The 14956-nt window shown below is 71.6% G+C and carries 15 protein-coding genes, 7 tRNA genes and 1 pseudogene; 13 read left to right on the forward strand and 10 right to left on the reverse strand.

What is annotated here, in order from left to right:
• Positions 1–329: 329 nt before the first annotated feature.
• The 6 genes from stsA to FB465_RS30080 all read left to right on the forward strand — a co-directional run bounded on the left by stsA (position 330) and on the right by FB465_RS30080 (position 4752).
• Positions 330–449 (forward strand): StsA family sactipeptide RiPP, encoded by a 120-nt coding sequence (gene stsA / locus FB465_RS37765; protein WP_342791858.1) that lies wholly within the window; start codon positions 330–332, stop codon positions 447–449.
• Positions 450–536: 87 nt separating this feature from the next.
• Entirely contained in the window at positions 537–1955 is a 1419-nt protein-coding gene (gene stsB, locus FB465_RS30060) for a StsB family radical SAM/SPASM domain sactipeptide maturase (RefSeq protein ID WP_145795609.1), read from the forward strand.
• 12 nt (positions 1956–1967) lie between these two features.
• A complete protein-coding gene (locus FB465_RS30065) occupies positions 1968–2291 on the forward strand; it encodes a PqqD family protein (protein WP_145795611.1) in 324 nt (107 codons plus the stop codon).
• Positions 2284–2988 (forward strand): S24/S26 family peptidase, encoded by a 705-nt coding sequence (locus FB465_RS30070; protein WP_145795613.1) that lies wholly within the window; start codon positions 2284–2286, stop codon positions 2986–2988. The genes FB465_RS30065 and FB465_RS30070 overlap by 8 nt, the downstream gene beginning before the upstream one ends.
• Positions 2985–3929: an ABC transporter ATP-binding protein gene (locus FB465_RS30075; RefSeq protein ID WP_145795615.1), complete on the forward strand. Its 945-nt coding sequence runs from the start codon at positions 2985–2987 to the stop codon at positions 3927–3929. Before FB465_RS30070 ends, FB465_RS30075 begins: the two co-directional genes overlap by 4 nt.
• A complete protein-coding gene (locus FB465_RS30080; protein ID WP_145795616.1) occupies positions 3919–4752 on the forward strand; it encodes an ABC transporter permease in 834 nt (277 codons plus the stop codon). The genes FB465_RS30075 and FB465_RS30080 overlap by 11 nt, the downstream gene beginning before the upstream one ends.
• A 526-nt stretch (positions 4753–5278) precedes the next feature.
• On the opposite strand, the pseudogene FB465_RS30085 reads toward FB465_RS30080, so the two are convergent.
• A pseudogene (locus tag FB465_RS30085) lies at positions 5279–6529 on the reverse strand (serine/threonine-protein kinase); the annotation flags it as partial.
• Between the two features lie 426 nt (positions 6530–6955).
• Between FB465_RS30085 and FB465_RS30090 the strand changes: the two are divergent.
• Positions 6956–7150 carry a hypothetical protein gene (locus FB465_RS30090; RefSeq protein WP_145795618.1) on the forward strand — a complete coding sequence of 65 codons (195 nt, stop codon included), beginning with the start codon at positions 6956–6958 and terminating at the stop codon, positions 7148–7150.
• A 235-nt stretch (positions 7151–7385) separates the two neighbouring features.
• Here FB465_RS30090 and FB465_RS30095 read toward each other — a convergent pair.
• The 5 genes from FB465_RS30095 to FB465_RS30115 form a co-directional block, all read right to left on the reverse strand.
• Positions 7386–7457 (reverse strand) — tRNA-Val (locus FB465_RS30095).
• Positions 7458–7497: 40 nt separating this feature from the next.
• Positions 7498–7569, reverse strand: a tRNA-Val gene (locus FB465_RS30100).
• Between the two features lie 40 nt (positions 7570–7609).
• Positions 7610–7681 (reverse strand) — tRNA-Val (locus FB465_RS30105).
• Between the two features lie 33 nt (positions 7682–7714).
• Positions 7715–7788 (reverse strand) — tRNA-Cys (locus FB465_RS30110).
• 39 nt (positions 7789–7827) lie between these two features.
• A tRNA-Gly gene (locus FB465_RS30115) sits at positions 7828–7900 on the reverse strand.
• A gap of 284 nt (positions 7901–8184) precedes the next feature.
• On the opposite strand from FB465_RS30115, the gene FB465_RS30120 reads away from it, so the two are divergent.
• The 3 genes from FB465_RS30120 (at position 8185) to FB465_RS30130 (ending at position 10988) form a co-directional block, all read left to right on the forward strand.
• A complete protein-coding gene (locus FB465_RS30120) occupies positions 8185–9240 on the forward strand; it encodes a chorismate-binding protein (RefSeq protein WP_170290722.1) in 1056 nt (351 codons plus the stop codon).
• 24 nt (positions 9241–9264) lie between these two features.
• Positions 9265–10080 carry an aminotransferase class IV gene (locus tag FB465_RS30125; protein ID WP_145795622.1) on the forward strand — a complete coding sequence of 272 codons (816 nt, stop codon included), beginning with the start codon at positions 9265–9267 and terminating at the stop codon, positions 10078–10080.
• A 65-nt stretch (positions 10081–10145) separates the two neighbouring features.
• The gene (locus FB465_RS30130) at positions 10146–10988 is read left to right on the forward strand and encodes a GNAT family N-acetyltransferase (RefSeq protein WP_145795624.1); all 843 of its coding nucleotides are present in this window, start codon (positions 10146–10148) and stop codon (positions 10986–10988) included.
• Here FB465_RS30130 and FB465_RS30135 read toward each other — a convergent pair.
• From FB465_RS30135 to FB465_RS30145, 3 genes are all read right to left on the reverse strand, one after another.
• Positions 10977–11480, reverse strand: a complete 504-nt coding sequence (locus tag FB465_RS30135; protein WP_211785887.1) for a DsbA family protein — start codon at positions 11478–11480, stop codon at positions 10977–10979. The two genes, FB465_RS30130 and FB465_RS30135, sit on opposite strands and share 12 nt — an antisense overlap.
• Positions 11481–11508: 28 nt before the next feature.
• Positions 11509–12132, reverse strand: a complete 624-nt coding sequence (locus tag FB465_RS30140; RefSeq protein ID WP_145795628.1) for a CGNR zinc finger domain-containing protein — start codon at positions 12130–12132, stop codon at positions 11509–11511.
• A 321-nt stretch (positions 12133–12453) separates the two neighbouring features.
• A complete protein-coding gene (locus tag FB465_RS30145) occupies positions 12454–12867 on the reverse strand; it encodes an SsgA family sporulation/cell division regulator (protein WP_030056266.1) in 414 nt (137 codons plus the stop codon).
• 194 nt (positions 12868–13061) lie between these two features.
• Between FB465_RS30145 and FB465_RS30150 the strand changes: the two genes are divergently transcribed.
• The 3 genes from FB465_RS30150 (at position 13062) to FB465_RS30160 (ending at position 13875) form a co-directional block, all read left to right on the forward strand.
• Positions 13062–13475, forward strand: coding sequence for a TIGR02611 family protein (locus FB465_RS30150; protein WP_145795630.1), 414 nt, complete (start codon positions 13062–13064; stop codon positions 13473–13475).
• Between the two features lie 58 nt (positions 13476–13533).
• Positions 13534–13605: transfer RNA gene (locus FB465_RS30155), tRNA-Val, on the forward strand.
• Positions 13606–13803: 198 nt separating this feature from the next.
• Positions 13804–13875 (forward strand) — tRNA-Val (locus FB465_RS30160).
• Positions 13876–13942: 67 nt separating this feature from the next.
• Here FB465_RS30160 and FB465_RS30165 read toward each other — a convergent pair.
• Complete coding sequence (locus tag FB465_RS30165) at positions 13943–14716, reverse strand: 3'-5' exonuclease (RefSeq protein WP_145795632.1); 774 nt, start codon at positions 14714–14716, stop codon at positions 13943–13945.
• Positions 14717–14956: the final 240 nt, after the last annotated feature.

Consider the following 14956-nt stretch of genomic DNA (forward strand, 5'->3'; position numbering starts at 1 on the left):
CGCGAGGCGACCCTGCGTGACGAAAGGCCCGTTGACCATGACAAATGTCACGGTACGAAGGCTGGTTGGAGATGGAAGACCAGTCCTGGCCGCCCTGTTGACATGCTCACAAGTCGCCGTGGATGCTTGCTCGTGAGCCGATGAACGTGTCGCTCCGAAGGGGGCGGAATTTCGGCTTCGACTCCGTCGGACCGCGTAGCGGTCTTCTGCCCTGCGTGTGCCCCGCCTCCGTATTCGGAGGCGGCCGGCACCCGAATTCCGTGCACTTTTGCGCGAGGCGTGCCGGGGCGGTGTGCACTGTCAGGTTCCACCGACAGAAGGGAAGCACCATGGAGAGCATCAGCTGGGTCAAGCCGGAGATCCTCCCGGCCGAGTTCGACGCCGACATGGCCTGCGCCTGCGGCTGTGCCGGTGGCGCAGGCGCCGGCTCCGGCACCGTCCAGAAGTAACTCCCGCACCACCAAGGTCAGTACTGAACACCGGGGTGGTGCCCGGGCCCCGGCCGGGGCACCACCCCTTCATCAGTGAGGTGGAGGATGAAACTGCTGGAGCAGTGGGACGACCTGGTCGTTCCCGAGGACCTCGTCTACTTCCGGCACGACGAGGACCGGCTGGTCACCAATCCGGAGCTGGCCGCCTGGTGTCTGTTGAACGAGTCGGAGGCCGGGGTGCTCGGCTCGCTGGCCCGCCGGGTGGCGCCGGACCCGAGCTGGGCCGACACCGCCGGGCTGGAGCGGACCCTGGCGAAGCTGGTGCTCAACTGGATCGTCTACCTGCCGGGCCGCCGTCCGGTGGTCCGGGCGCCGGAGCCACAACTCACGACCGTCTACTACGCGATCACCGACGGCTGCAACCTCCGATGCCCGTACTGCTATGCGTCGTCCGAGAAGGCCCTGCCCGGCGAGCTGAACACCGCCGAGTCCCTCGATCTGGTGGACCAGATCGCGGACATGGGCGTGCAGCAGATGATCTTCACGGGCGGCGAGCCCATGCTGCGAAGGGACCTGTTCGAGGTCGCCCAGCACGCCCGGGACCGCGGCTTGGCCGTCCACATGATCACCAACGGTACGACCATCCGGAAGCTTGAGACCGCGCAGCGGGTCGCGGACATCTTCACCCTCGTGACGGTCAGCGTTGACGGCGGCACCGCCGAGCTGCACGAACGCACCCGCGGCAAGGGCACGTTCGCGCGCACCGCCAACGGCCTGCGTCTGCTCAACCAGGCCGGAGTCATCCCCACGATCAACCACGTGGTGACCCCCGACAACGTGGACGCACTGGACCGGCTCTGCGAGTTCGTCGACGACCTCAAGATCAACCGGGTCCGCCTGATGTACCACTCGGACCTGGGCCGGGCCGCGACCGACGGCTACGACTTCGGGTGGACGGAGTTCCAGCGCACCCAGGAGTTCTTCTGGACGCACCCCATGGCGGACAAGCTGCTCCCGGAGGGGCCCAGGGCGAGCAAGCCGTGCTCGATCAAGGGCAACTGCGGCATGGGCGGCAACGAGATCTACGTGAACTCCCTCGGCGACGTGTACCCGTGCAAGCTGGTCACCGAGCAGATCCACAAGGCGGGGAACATCCGCACGCAGCGCCTGACGGAGCTCTTCGCCCACCCGCTGCTCGCCGACATGCGCCGGAACAGCGTCTTCAGCGGCGACAACCTCCAGGACTGCCGCCGCTGCTACATCCGGGGCGCGTGCGGCGGAGGGTGCCGGGCGTACCACATGGCCGAGACCGGGGACGTGCACCGCAACGGCCGCCACCTGTGCCGGATCCTGCGCCACTCGATGGTCTCCAGCCTGTGGCAGGCCAACGGCGTGACCGGCCGTGAACTGAGCACCAGGCAGGACGAGATGTTCCGCCCCCACCTGGTCCGCGACGACTCTGTCCACCCGGTCTACGAGGACTGGAAGCCCGCCGGCCGCCGCCTGCTGCCGCTCGCCAACTGAAGAGGAGCACCGATGAGCTACCGGATCGACTCCGAGGTCGTATGGATCCCCGCCGACGGCGAGGTGCGGCTGTACGACCCGAAGGCGGGTGACTTCCGCACTCTCAACAGCACTGCCGCCGAGATCTGGCTTCTGATCGCCGAGGGCCGCACGGTCGAGGCGGTCACCGCCGAGCTGGCACAGCGGCACACCGACCGGAGCCCCGCACAGCTCGCGGTCGTCGCGCGCGACGTCCAGGAGTTCGTGGACCTGCTGCTGGCTCAGGGGCTCGCCTGCGCCGCCGCCGAGGACGAGCGGACGGCAGAGGCGCCGAGCGCGGGAGCGTCCGGTGTCTGAGCGCGCTCCGGAGGCCGAGCTGCTGCGCGCGGCCCTGGCCGCCGCCGGTCGGGCCAGGGTCCGCGCGCAGGGGAGCAGCATGCTGCCTGCCATTCGTCCGGGCACGGTGGTCACCATCGTCGCCCGCCCCTTCGAGGCGGTGGCGCCCGGAGACGTGGTCGCGTTCTCGCTCGGCCGCCGGGTCATCGTGCACCGAGCCGTCGGGCGTACCGGGGCCGGCGTGCTGACACTGGGCGACAATCTGCCGCTGTTCGATCCTCCGGTGAGCCCGGACGACTATCTGGGAGTGGTCCCGGAGTTCGGGGGAGCGCTGCCGCCCCGCCGTCCTGACCTCGCCGCGCTCCGGACGGAACCTGGCCACGGCCACGGACGCGTGCGCCTGCGGACCCCCGCCTCGGCGCCCACCCGCAGGGCCGGTGAGCTGCTGATCGGGATCTCCCCGTACGCCGCACTCCCGGTCACGGCTCTGGACGAGATCCTGGCCGCCGCAGGCTCGTGGGACGTGGGCATCCTGCTCGGCTTCACGTTCGGCTGTCCGCCGGGGCTCACCGCCACGGCGGCGACCCTGCCACCGGAGGCGGCCGACTTCCACGTCCGCCTCGGCGAGCCGCTGCGAGCGCTGGGCCTGGCCGACGCCCTGCGGGTCGTCGGCTCCAGGATGTCGGCCCCCGCCGCGGTGGCCGGGAGGTGCTCATGACCGTCGCCGTACGGGCCGACGCCCTGGTCAAGCGGTACCCCGGCATGGAGCGCAACGCCGTGGACCACCTCTCCTTCGAGATCGAACCGGGTGCCGTCGTGGGCCTGTTGGGGCCGAACGGGGCCGGCAAGACCACCCTCACCAAGATGATCTGCGGCGCGGCGGTGCCGAGTGCGGGCGCCGTCTCGGTGTTCGGCGTGAGCCCGTCGGCCCACGGTGGCAGGCCCAAGCGTGCGATCGGGGTCGTCCATCAGTCGGCGCCCTTCGACATGATGCTGTCCGCCCTGGACAACCTGCGGATCGCCGTCGCCTTCAAAGGCCTGCGCTGGCAGGACGTCCGGGCCGGCGTGGACGACCTGCTCGACGCCTTCGAGCTCCGCGCCGCCGTGTCCCAGCTCGTCTTCACGCTCTCCGGCGGCGAGATGCGGCGGCTCCAGGTCATCCGTGCTTTGCTCGGAAATCCCCGTCTCCTCCTGCTCGACGAGCCCTCCGCGGGCCTGGACGTCAGCGGCCGGCGCCAGGTGTGGGCACTCCTGGACGACCTTCGGCGGCAGCACGGCACCACGGTGCTCTGGACCAGCCACTACGTCGAGGAGTTGGAACGCAACTGTCGGCGGGTCCTGATCGTCGACCAGGGCCGGCTGGTGGAGCACGGGACCCCGCAGGACCTCGCCGAGCGTTTCGGGCGCCATGTCGCCCTCGTACGACCGGCCGACCCGCAGGACACCGACCGGTTGGCGAAGCTGCTGGACCGGCCGGGGCTCCGGGTGACCGCCGGCGACCGGCTGCTGGAGGTGAGCGGCGCCCGGGTACGGGAGTTGCTGCCCGCAGCCCTCGCCGACGCGCAGGAGCACGGCGTCGGCGAGGCGACCCTGGAGTACCGCGCTCCGTCACTGGAGGACGCCTTCCTCGAACTCGTGGGGTGCCGCGATGACCACTGAAGCTGCCACCGATCGCCACACCGGTACACCGCAGGCGCCACCGAGCCGACGTCTCGCCCTGCCGAGCGACGCGGTCGCCACCATGTACCGGGAGTACTGCCTGCTCACCCGGAACCGGACCAACCTGTTGCTCGCGATCACCCCGAGCGCGGTCTACCTGCTGCTGTTCGCCACCTCGCTGGCCAACCTGGTCGGCGAGGTGGGGTACCAGGGCCGGCGGATCGGCTACGCCGAGTTCACCGTCCCCGCCCTGCTGCTCTCGTCGATGCTCGCCGCCGCGACCACCTCGGGCACCTCGCTCTTCCAGGAGAGGCTGGGGCGGATGGATGTCGAGATGTGGTCGCATCCGCTCCGGCGCAGCAGCTACGTGGCGGGCAAACTGATGGTCACCACCGCCCTGGTGCTGGTGCAGACGCTGGCGGCACTCGGAGTGGCGCTGGCGGTGTTCGACTTCCGCTGGCCGATCGGTCACTGGGCCGCCCTGCTGTGCGGGACGCTCGTCGCCTCGGTGGCCTTCAACGGCCTCTACCTGCTGCTGGCCACGCTGTTCGAGGACTTCCAGCGCTTCACCGTCACCATCAACGTGCTGGCGCCGGTGCTGCTCTTCGCCAGCCCGTCCTTCTACCCGGCGGAGCAGATGGCACCCGTGCTGCGGTGGCTCTCCTGGGCCGACCCGGTGACGTACGGGATCCGCTGCCTGCGGGACGCGGCACTGCTGGGTTTCGGCGGCGCCTGGCCGTGGATGCTGGTGCTGGTCGGTATCGCGGTGGCGACCTGCCTGCTGATCGCGCGGTCGATGGTGGCGCAGGCACGTCAGCTGTGACCTGGAGGGCGGCTCAGCCGCCCGTACCGCCCGAGATCCCGGCGCCCGGCCAGGACTCCTCCATGCTGCCGTCGCCCCGGACGGTGTAGCGGGTGGACGAGCCCGCGCCGGTCTGCGAGACGCGCTCCTCGCGGATCAGCGCACCGTTCTCGATCCGCCAGGCCGCCGCGGCCTGCGGGTCGGCGACCGAGGCACGGGACGCCAGCAGGACGGGCGTGTCCCCGCTGAAGCCGAACAGTTCCACGAGGTCCACCAGCACCGCGCCCTCCGCCCGCCGCAGCACCACCAGCGCGGCCGGGGCATCGCGGTAGCGAGCCGGCAGCACGGTGCTGAGCGCGATCTGGGCGCCCTCGGCCGTGGAGTGCCCGTCCCGCAGGCGGATCGCCGGCCCGCCGGCCGGGTCGGAGTAGGTACGGTTCGGCCAGTCGACGCTCGGCACCGCGCCCACGGCGGGCCCGAGCCCGGCGTCGGCGGTGCCGTGCGCGACGGCCGCGAACGGGGCAGCGGACTGCTGCGCGCCGTCGACGGAGACCCCGCCGAGCGAAGCGGACGGCGAGGGTGAAGCGCCCGCCCCACGCCCCTGGTTGCTGCGGTTCTCACAGCCCTGAGCAGCGGCGATGGCCAGCGCGACGCCGACAGTGACGGTGACGAAGACGACCACCCGCTGCCGCAGCAGCCGCCTGCGCGCCCCCGACGGCCGTCCGGGCACGGGCGTGTGCTGACGATCCCTCGGCCCGGCCGGACGCCCCGGCGCCGGTGTCTGCTGCCGCTCCCGCACCGGTGCACCGGCCTCCGGCCGCGGCATCGGAGCCGTCGCCGCCTGCCCGTGCGGCCGCCGCGGCGGTACGTGCGGCGCTCCGGCCCGCTGTGCCCCGGCCCGCTGCGCGTCCGCGTGCTGAGGCGAGGCCTGCGGCGGCGCACCGGCGCCAGCCCGAGACCGGGCGCCGCCGAGCGCGGCACCGCGCGCCGCAAGCTCGGTGAGCCGCTCGTGCAGCGCGGCCGCGCCGGGCCGCTCCATCGGCTCCTTGGCCAGGCAGGCCCGCACCAGCGGCGCCAACGGCGGTGGGACGGCGGAAAGATCGGGCTCCTCGTGCACCACCCGGTACAGCATCACCTCGGAGGACGCCCCGGAGCCGAAGGGCGAGTCCCCGGTCAGCGCGTAGGCCAGCGTCGCCCCGAAGGCGAAGACGTCCGTCGCGGGCGTCACGGCCGCGCCGCGTACCTGCTCGGGCGCGAGGAAGCCGGGCGAGCCGACCGCTGTACCGACGTGCGTGAGGGTGCTGGCCCCTCGGGACCAGGCGATGCCGAAGTCGATGATCCGCGGACCCTTGGGGGAGAGCAGGATGTTGGACGGCTTCAGGTCGCGGTGGACGACCCCGGCCTCGTGCACCTTGACCAGCCCGTCCGCCAGCGCGGCGCCGATCCGGGCCGCCTCCGGCCAGGGCAGCGGGCCCTCCTCGCCGACCCGCTTGTAGAGCGAGGGCCCGGGAACGTAGGCGGTGGCCAGCCACGGCCGGTCGGCCTCGATGTCGGAGCCCACCACGCGAGCGGTGCAGCCGCCCCGGATCTTGGAGGCGGCGGAGATCTCCCGGGCGAACCGGGTACGGAACTCGGCGTCCTCGGCCAGCTCGGCGCGGATCAGCTTGAGCGCGACGCGCTGCCCCCTGCGGTCCGAGCCGAGGTAGACCACGCCCATCCCGCCGGCGCCCAGCCGCCGGTGCAGCCGGTAGGGGCCGACGATGCGGGGGTCCTCACGCCTCAGCCGCATCATCGCCATCCCTGTATTCCCGTCAGCCCGTGGGGTGAGGCCCCGTCGGTTGGGGCATCGTCAGAATCCTGTACGGCACAGCTTACGGACTGCGTGCTGCGGTGTGCTGATACGCAACACCCGCAGTACCGGTCGGATTGTCCGATCCGCCCCGGCGCGCCCCCGATGACCAGGTACGGAACGCCCCTTCGGGGTCGCTCTCAGGGTTCCCTCGGGGATGCGCTCGACCCGGTCTCCCCCTCCGGTAGTAGGTCCGGCGGCCCGGCCTCATCCTCCGGGAGGCCCGCAGAACGGTACGCGGGCATGACGACCGGCGGCCGGGCCCCGAATACCTTTGAGCACAGCGGTGGGCGGCCGGCTCGTCCCCCGAGGTAAACCGCCCACCGCTGCAGTACCGACACCCCATCAGCAGCAGGAACGGGCAGGAGTTCGATCATGGCCACGCAGCTCGGCGGAGCCGCTCGACGCCGTCGCCCCAGCTTCACGCAGGCACCGGAGGCCGGTACCAGGCACCCCGCGGTGGCCGTTGCGATGACGCTGCCCATAGCGATCCTGCTGATCGCCCTCTTCGGCGGATGGGAGCAGCTGGCGACGCAGACCAAGGCGGTCGCCGATCTGATCGGGCGCTGACCCTTGGGGAAGGGTCGGTGTCGGCCGGGGCGCCGAGCACCGTCAAGGACGGTCGCGGACGGGCGAGGGCGGTGCGGACGCACCCCGGCACACAGAAGGTGCCGGGTACGGGAGTCGGTGAGGGCCTCCGTACCCGGCACCTCCGTGTCTTCGACTCCTGGACGCTCGCCGGCCGGCTGCCCGGACACGCCGAAGGCCGTGATCCCGATCCGGATCACGGCCTTCGTACGTACTGTGCGCGATACTGGGATTGAACCAGTGACCCCTACCGTGTCAAGGTAGTGCTCTCCCGCTGAGCTAATCGCGCCTGGTGAGGCGGTCCTGCGACGGACCCCGAAGGGCCCGAGTGCGCGATACTGGGATTGAACCAGTGACCCCTACCGTGTCAAGGTAGTGCTCTCCCGCTGAGCTAATCGCGCCTGGTGAGGCGGTCCTGCGACGGACCCCGAAGGATCCGAGTGCGCGATACTGGGATTGAACCAGTGACCCCTACCGTGTCAAGGTAGTGCTCTCCCGCTGAGCTAATCGCGCGGGGAGGGCTCCTGGCGAACCAGGGGCACCTCTTGGAGGTGGAGACGGGATTTGAACCCGTGTACACGGCTTTGCAGGCCGTTGCCTCGCCTCTCGGCCACTCCACCAGGCAACTTCGAAGAACGATCTTACCCTGTTCTCCATCGAGCGGACGACGAGATTCGAACTCGCGACCCTCACCTTGGCAAGGTGATGCTCTACCAACTGAGCCACGTCCGCCTGTCTCCCGGTGCCTTCACCGCTTTTCTGCGGCTCCGTTTCCCGGCGACGTGTTGAACTTTAGCGGAAACCTGGGCCAGCTCAAATTCCGTTCCCGCAGCGTGCCGCGGGGATGCCCGGTAGGTGGTGCCCCGTCAGCCTCCCGAGCACCCCGCCCGGAGCCCCCCGGCGGCTCGCGCACCGCGCCCCGCACCCCCTCCGACCTACACTTCAGCCACCGAGTCCGTCCCCAGTCCCCGCGCCCGCACCCGCGCGGAACAGCACCGAGTCCGCGCAGGAGAACCGTGTCCGGCCGCACCTCAGACCCAGCCCCCGCCGCCCCGATAGCCCGCTTCGGCGGCCGCCTCGCGACCGGGCTGCGCGAGGTCACCTCGGACCCCTCCGCGCTCGACTCCTCGGGCTTCTGGGCCGTGGCGTACGACTTCGAGGGCCGGCTCACCTGCGCGCGCTTCGACGAGGTCCGCCCCGACCCGGCCCCGCCGCGTACCGACGGCTGGCTCGGGCCTCACCCCGGCAGCTGGCACAGCTCACTGGACCGGGACGCCTACACGGGGGGTGTCCGCCGGATCCGCGAGCACATCGCCGCCGGCGAGGTCTACCAGGCGAACCTGTGCCGCGTGCTGTCCGCGCCGCTGCCCGACCCCGGCCGTACCGACATCGACGCCCTCACCGGCCTGCTCGCCCACGGCAACCCCGCGCCGTACGCGGGAACGATCCGGCTGCCCGAGCACGGCGTCGAGATCGCCACCGCCTCGCCCGAGCTGTATCTGAGACGCGACGGCCGGACCGTCTCCTCCGGCCCGATCAAGGGCACCGGCCGCACCGAGGACGACCTGCTCGAGAAGGACCACGCCGAGAACGTGATGATCGTCGACCTGGTCCGCAACGACCTCGGACGCGTCTGCGCCACCGGCAGCGTCACCGTCCCCGACCTCTGCGTGGTCGAGAAGCACCCGGGCCTGGTCCACCTGGTCTCCACCGTCCAGGGCACCCTGCGCGACGGCGCCGGCTGGCCCGAGCTCCTCGGTGCCACCTTCCCGCCCGGATCCGTGACCGGCGCGCCCAAGTCCAGCGCGCTCCGGATCATCGAGGCGCTGGAGACCGCCCCCCGCGGTCCGTACTGCGGCGCCGTCGGCTGGGTCGACGCCGACCGCGGAGAGGCCGAACTGGCCGTCGGCATCCGGACGTTCTGGATCGACCGGGCCGGCGCGGAGCCCGTCCTGCGATTCGGCACCGGCGCCGGCATCACCTGGGGCTCCGATCCCGACCGCGAGTGGGACGAGACCGAACTCAAAGCCGCCCGCCTGGTCGCGATAGCGTCGGGCTCCGGCACGTACTGACCCCCACCCGAGGAGCAAGGTTCAATGATCTGGGTCAACGATTCCCTGGTCGACAGCGGCGCCGCCGCCGTCTCCGTGCTCGACCACGGACTCACCGTCGGCGACGGCGTGTTCGAGACCGTCAAGGCGGTGGACGGCCGCGCCTTCGCGCTCACCCGCCACCTGGACCGCCTCACCCGCTCCGCCCGCGGCCTCGGCCTGCCCGACCCGGACCACGACCAGGTACGCGAGGGCGTGGAGCAGGTCCTGCGCGCCAACCCGATGCCGCTCGGCCGCATCCGCATCACGTACACCGGCGGCATCTCCCCGCTCGGTTCCGAGCGCGGCACCGACCCCGCCACCCTCGTCGTCGCCATCGGCACCGCCGACCCGCGCCCCGACACCACGGCCGTCCACACCGTCCCGTGGCGCCGCAACGAGCACAGCGCCGTCGCCGGCCTGAAGACCACCTCGTACGCCGAGAACGTCGTCGCCCTCGCCGCAGCCCACCGTGTGGGCGCCTCCGAGGCCCTCCTCGCGAACACTGCCGGCCTGCTCTGCGAGGGCACCGGCTCCAATGTCTTCGTCGTCCTCGACGGCCGGCTCCTCACCCCGCGGCTGAGCTCCGGCTGCCTGGCCGGCATCACCCGGCAGCTCGTCATCGACTGGACCGGTGCGGAAGAGGCCGACCTCCCGTTCGACGTCCTCCAGGGCGCCGAGGAGATCTTCCTGACCTCCACCCTGCGCGACGTCCAGGCCGTCGCCCGGGTCGACGACCGCGAACTGCCCGCCCCAGGCCCCGTCACACTCAAGGCGATGGCCCAGTTCGCCGAGCGCAGCGGCGACGACCTGGACCCGTGAGCGCGAGGAGACGTCCCGGACCCGTGAGCGGGTAGAAGCGCCCGCGGACGGGGAAGGGAGCCCTCATGACCACCACGCTGCGCCCCGAGCGTCCCGAGGAGCCCTTGCCCGGCGGCGGCCGCAGCCGTCGCTGGCAGATCTGCGTGAACGGCCGCCCGGTCGGCGGCCTGCGCACCACGGCTCTCCCGCGGGGGTCGCAGTGGTGGGGTGAGATCTCCGAACTGGAGGTCGCCGAGGGCCGCCGCCGGGGCCGGGCCACCGTCGGCGCGCTCGCGGCGGAGGAGGTCCTGCGCGGGTGGGACTGCAGCAGGGTGGACGTCAGCATCCCCGCCGAGGCCACCGCCGCGCTGGGCCTCGCCGAGGCCCTCGGTTACACCGAGCGGATGCGCAACATGGCCAAGCACCTCACCCGACTCCCGGACCTGCCAACCGGACTGACGGTCCGTCAGATCGGAGCTGCCGACTACGAGGACTGGCTGGAGGCGGCCAAAGCCGGGTACCTCCACGACCTCTGCGCCTCCGGACTCACGGAGGCGCAGGCCAGAGCCAAGTCGGACGCCGACCATGTGCACGTGCTGCCGCAGGGCCACGCCACCCCCGGCGTCGCCCTGCGCCGCATCCACGACGCGCAGGGCACCCCGCTCGGCAGTCTGTGGGTGGCCCTGCAGCAGAGCGTCCTGCCGAGCGGTGCTCCGCTGGCCTGGGTGATGACCGTCGAGGTGGCCCCGGCCCAGCGCGGCCGGGGGATCGGCCGCGCCCTGATGCTGCTCGCCGAGCGCGAATGCCTGGTGGCGGGTGTCCAGGACCTCGGCCTGAACGTCTTCAGCAGCAACACCATCGCCATCCGGCTCTACGAGTCGCTCGGCTACGGCGTCACCCAGCGGGTCCTCGGCAAGTCACTGCTCTGACCGCTGCTCGTCGACGATCTTGATGATCCGCTCGCGCAGCCCGTCCTGGCTCTTCCCGCCGTCGAGGCGCTGCCCGGCGATCACGTACGTCGGCGTGCCGCTGACGCCGATCGCCTTGCCCTCGGCCTGGTCCGCATCCACGATCAGCATGTGCCGGCCGTCGATCAGCGCCAGCTCGACCTCCTCGGCGTCCAGCCCGATCTCTCCGGCCAGCGCGATGAGCAGCTTGTGCCCGCCCCGGTCCAGCTCCTCGACCCGGGCCAGCAGCGCCTCCACGTACTCCCAGCCCTTGCCCTGGGCGAAGGCCTCCTCGGCGGCCTCGGCGGCCGCGTACGCATGCTTGTGCTTCTCCAGCGGGAAGTGCCGCAGCTCGATGGGCAGGGCGTCGCCGTACTGCGCGCGCAGCGCCCGTACGTCGTCCAGGGCGGTGCGGCAGTCCGGGCACTGGAGGTCGCACCAGAACTCGAGGCGGGGGAGGGAAGCTTCGATCATGCCCCCCAGTCTTCCACCTGCGCGGGCCTCAGCCGGTCGGCACGGCCTCTGCGGCATCCACGGCCCGGGCGGCCCCCACGGCCTCTGCTGCGTCCGCGGCCTCCGCCGAGCGCTGCCTGGCCCGGTACGCGGCGACGTGCAGCCGGTTGCCGCAGGTGCGGCTGTCGCAGTAGCGGCGGGAGCGGTTCCTGGAGAGGTCGACGAAGACCCGGGCGCAGTCCGGCGCCTCGCAGCGGCGCAGCCGCTCGCGCTCGCCGGCCATCACGATGAAGGCCAGCGCCATCCCGAGCTCCGCCGCCAGGTGGTCGCCGAGTGCGGCGTGCGGCGCGAAGTAGTGGATGTGCCAGTCGTGCTGGTCGTGGTTGGTGAGCCGGGGCGTGGTGCCGGCGGCGGCCACCACCGCGTTCACCAGTTCGGCGGCCTCCTCGGTGGAGGCGGCGGAGAACACCGCGCGCAGCTTGGTGCGGAGCGCGTGCACGGCAGCGAGGTCGGCCGGCGTCAGCGAATCGATCTCGCTGATCTCCTGGCCGACCACGAAGGAGCTGAGCGCGGCGACATCCGGGAGCTGTTCGCTGCCGCAGGCTCCGGGCGAGGTGTTGAGCAGCTCGACCAGAATGCTCAGCGCGCACTCGGTGTCATGGGTGATCAGCACGTGAGGGCTCCTCGCGCGGCGGGGGCCTCGGCCTCCCGCGTCGGTCATCACCCGCGACTCTACCGGGAGCCGCTGTCAGCGCGGCGGATGTCCGCCAGGGGGAGAAATGGGCGAAGGCGCCCGGCAGCGTGGCCGGCCGCCCACGATCGGGTGGCCGGCACCGCTGCCGGGCGCCTTCGCCCCCTGCCGTTGAGGTTGGCCGGGCGGCTCCGGTGGGAGCCACCCGGGGACGGGCCCCGAGGCCGCGTGTGCGCGGCTGACTGTGCGACCGTGCCCCCGAGTAGGACGGACGCTATGAGGTGCGGCCCCACGCCGATGCGGTCAGCTTTCGGCGAGGATGTGGGACAGCTCCCGGTCGAGGTCGAAGTGACGATGTTCGGTGCCGGGCGGCACGGCGGCGTCGGTGCGCTTGAGAAAGGACTCGAGCGCTCGGGCCGGGGCCTCCAGCAGGGCTTCTCCTTCCGGAGAACTCAGGGCGATGCAGACCACACCCTGTCCATGACTGCGCGAGGGCCACACCCGGACGTCGCCGGTACCGGTGGGTCGGTGCAGCCCCTCCGCAAGGAGATCACGGGCGAACACCCACTCCACGGTCTCGTCGGCACCGGTGTGGAACGTCGCATGCACGGCATACGGGTCGGCAGTGTCGTAGCGCAGGCCCGCGGGGACGGGCAGTGACGACTCGCTGGACACGATGAGGCGCAGGTGCAGCTCGCAGCTGACCGTGGTGTTCATAAGCGCCAGGGCCTTTCGCTCAGTGTGCGCTCGGGGAATCGCACGTCGGCGAACGGACCATCCCACCTGAAAGCCCGGTGTAAACCCGTCTGTCCGGATTCAGGTCAGAGTCGTACCCCTTCCGGCGCATTGCAGAATCGCCACGGCGCCTTGATCGGCCGTGGCCCGCGCGGCAACTCCGGTAGTTTCGCCGCATGGCTGTACGAAACGACAATCCTGACCCGGACGAGACGGGTCACAAGGGGCTCGGCTCCCGGGCCCCGCACTTCATCAGGCGGCACCCGGCGCTGCACCTGAGCTGGCAGGTGGCGGTCTTCCTGGTGGGGCTCGCGGTGGTCGCGCTGGGTGTGGTGCTGCTGCCGCTGCCGGGGCCGGGGTGGGTGGTCATCTTCCTGGGCATGGGCATCTGGGCGACCGAGTTCGTCTGGGCCCAGCTGGTGCTGCGCTGGACCCGCCGCAAGGTCTCCGAGGCAGCCCAGCGCGCCATGGACCCCCGGGTGCGCCGCCGCAACATCATCCTCACCGTGGTGGGTCTCCTGGTGATCGCCGGCCTGGGCGGCTGGTACCTCTCGCGGTACGGACTCACCCTGCCCTGGCAGCTGAGCTGAACCGGCGGGAGGGTGTTCGGAGCACCCATCCGGATGGGGTAATGTTTTCCCTGCACCCGGGCGATTAGCTCAGCGGGAGAGCACTTCGTTCACACCGAAGGGGTCACTGGTTCGATCCCAGTATCGCCCACCGGAATGCATTGTGAGATGGAGAGCCCCGGCCATTTATGGCCGGGGCTCGATGTCTTTATCGGGTGCAACTCGGACGAGCTGATTCGCAATCACCGGCCTTGCGAGACAGCCGATCTGGCGGACCCTCGGCCGGGGCCGGGACGGAACGGGTTTGCGGACCACCCGCCAAGTGGTGCTAGTCTTCTTCTCGTTGCCCGGGCGATTAGCTCAGCGGGAGAGCACTTCGTTCACACCGAAGGGGTCACTGGTTCGATCCCAGTATCGCCCACCGGAGACAACACTCAGGCCCTGACCGGTACTTGGTCAGGGCCTGAGGTGTACCCGGGCCCTGCCGCTCAGGCCGCCGCCTCGCAGCGGTGCTCGGGCGAGAGCCGGCGGCCGCAGCCGCACCTGGCCGGCCGCAGCGGCCAGGCGAAGTCCACCCGCTCCGGGCTGCCCGAGCGGTCGAACCAGTTCTGCAGCCCGCGCGCCTGCGCCGAGTGCCAGACGGCCTGCCGCAGATGGAGCTCGGCGGGCGTCATGGCGCCCAGCGGCCCCGGGTGCCGGGCACCCAGGGCGCGTACCAGCTCCATCGCGGCGACCGCGTCGGCGGCGGCGTCGTGGGCGCCGATCAGCGAGACCCCGTAGTGCGCGCAGAGATCGGTGAGCGTGCGGCGGCCCTTGCGGTAGCGGTCCACGTGCTTGTCGAGCACCCTCGGGTCGAGCACCAGCAGTTCGGTGCCCGCCAGGCAGTCGGCCAGCGACAGGTCGCGGTGGCGGCGCAGTTCCCGGTCGAGCAGGGTCAGGTCGTACGGGGCGTTCATGACCACCAGCGGCACGCCGGCGCGGGCCTGTTCGCCCAGGGCGCGGGCGATCTCGGCGACCACGGTCCGGGGCGGGCGGCCGTGCGTGCGGACGTGTTCGTCGCTGATGCCGTGCACCGCGCGGGCGCCGTCCGGGATGGGGACTCCGGGGTCGGCCAGCCAGGTCGCGGACTGCGGGCCGGCGCCGGGGGAGGCCTGGAGGACCATCGCGGCCGAGACGATGCGGTCCGTCTCGACGTCCACGCCGGTGGTCTCGGTGTCGAAAGAGGCGAGCGGACCTTCGTACCAGTGCTGAGACTGTTGCATGACTGCCCCTCAGGTGGCAGCGGGCGGTGCGCGGCGCGCCACCGAGGACCAGTGGCGCGCCGGGCACGGCGGCGTTCTGCCTTGGTGATACCGCAGTTGACGTCCCCTCAATCCCGTGCGGGTGCGGTGACACTGTGGCCGATCGCTCCGAGTGACCACTTGGTCACTCCGCGCCGGGTGGTATGGGTGCACAGTCCGCCCGCCGGTCTCGGTACCATCGTCAGCGCAGCGCTGTGCTGC

The sequence above is a fragment of the Kitasatospora atroaurantiaca genome, from assembly GCF_007828955.1.
Lineage (GTDB): Bacteria > Actinomycetota > Actinomycetes > Streptomycetales > Streptomycetaceae > Kitasatospora > Kitasatospora atroaurantiaca.

Coding starts and splice junctions, on each gene's coding strand:
- stsA (WP_342791858.1), top strand. CDS start 330: ATGGAGAGCATCAGCTGGGTCAAGCCGGAGATCCTCCCGGCCGAGTTC.
- stsB (WP_145795609.1), top strand. CDS start 537: ATGAAACTGCTGGAGCAGTGGGACGACCTGGTCGTTCCCGAGGACCTC.
- FB465_RS30065 (WP_145795611.1), top strand. CDS start 1,968: ATGAGCTACCGGATCGACTCCGAGGTCGTATGGATCCCCGCCGACGGC.
- FB465_RS30075 (WP_145795615.1), top strand. CDS start 2,985: ATGACCGTCGCCGTACGGGCCGACGCCCTGGTCAAGCGGTACCCCGGC.
- FB465_RS30080 (WP_145795616.1), top strand. CDS start 3,919: ATGACCACTGAAGCTGCCACCGATCGCCACACCGGTACACCGCAGGCG.
- FB465_RS30090 (WP_145795618.1), top strand. CDS start 6,956: ATGGCCACGCAGCTCGGCGGAGCCGCTCGACGCCGTCGCCCCAGCTTC.
- FB465_RS30125 (WP_145795622.1), top strand. CDS start 9,265: ATGATCTGGGTCAACGATTCCCTGGTCGACAGCGGCGCCGCCGCCGTC.
- FB465_RS30130 (WP_145795624.1), top strand. CDS start 10,146: ATGACCACCACGCTGCGCCCCGAGCGTCCCGAGGAGCCCTTGCCCGGC.
- FB465_RS30135 (WP_211785887.1), bottom strand. CDS start 11,480: ATGATCGAAGCTTCCCTCCCCCGCCTCGAGTTCTGGTGCGACCTCCAG.
- FB465_RS30145 (WP_030056266.1), bottom strand. CDS start 12,867: ATGAACACCACGGTCAGCTGCGAGCTGCACCTGCGCCTCATCGTGTCC.
- FB465_RS30150 (WP_145795630.1), top strand. CDS start 13,062: ATGGCTGTACGAAACGACAATCCTGACCCGGACGAGACGGGTCACAAG.
- FB465_RS30165 (WP_145795632.1), bottom strand. CDS start 14,716: ATGCAACAGTCTCAGCACTGGTACGAAGGTCCGCTCGCCTCTTTCGAC.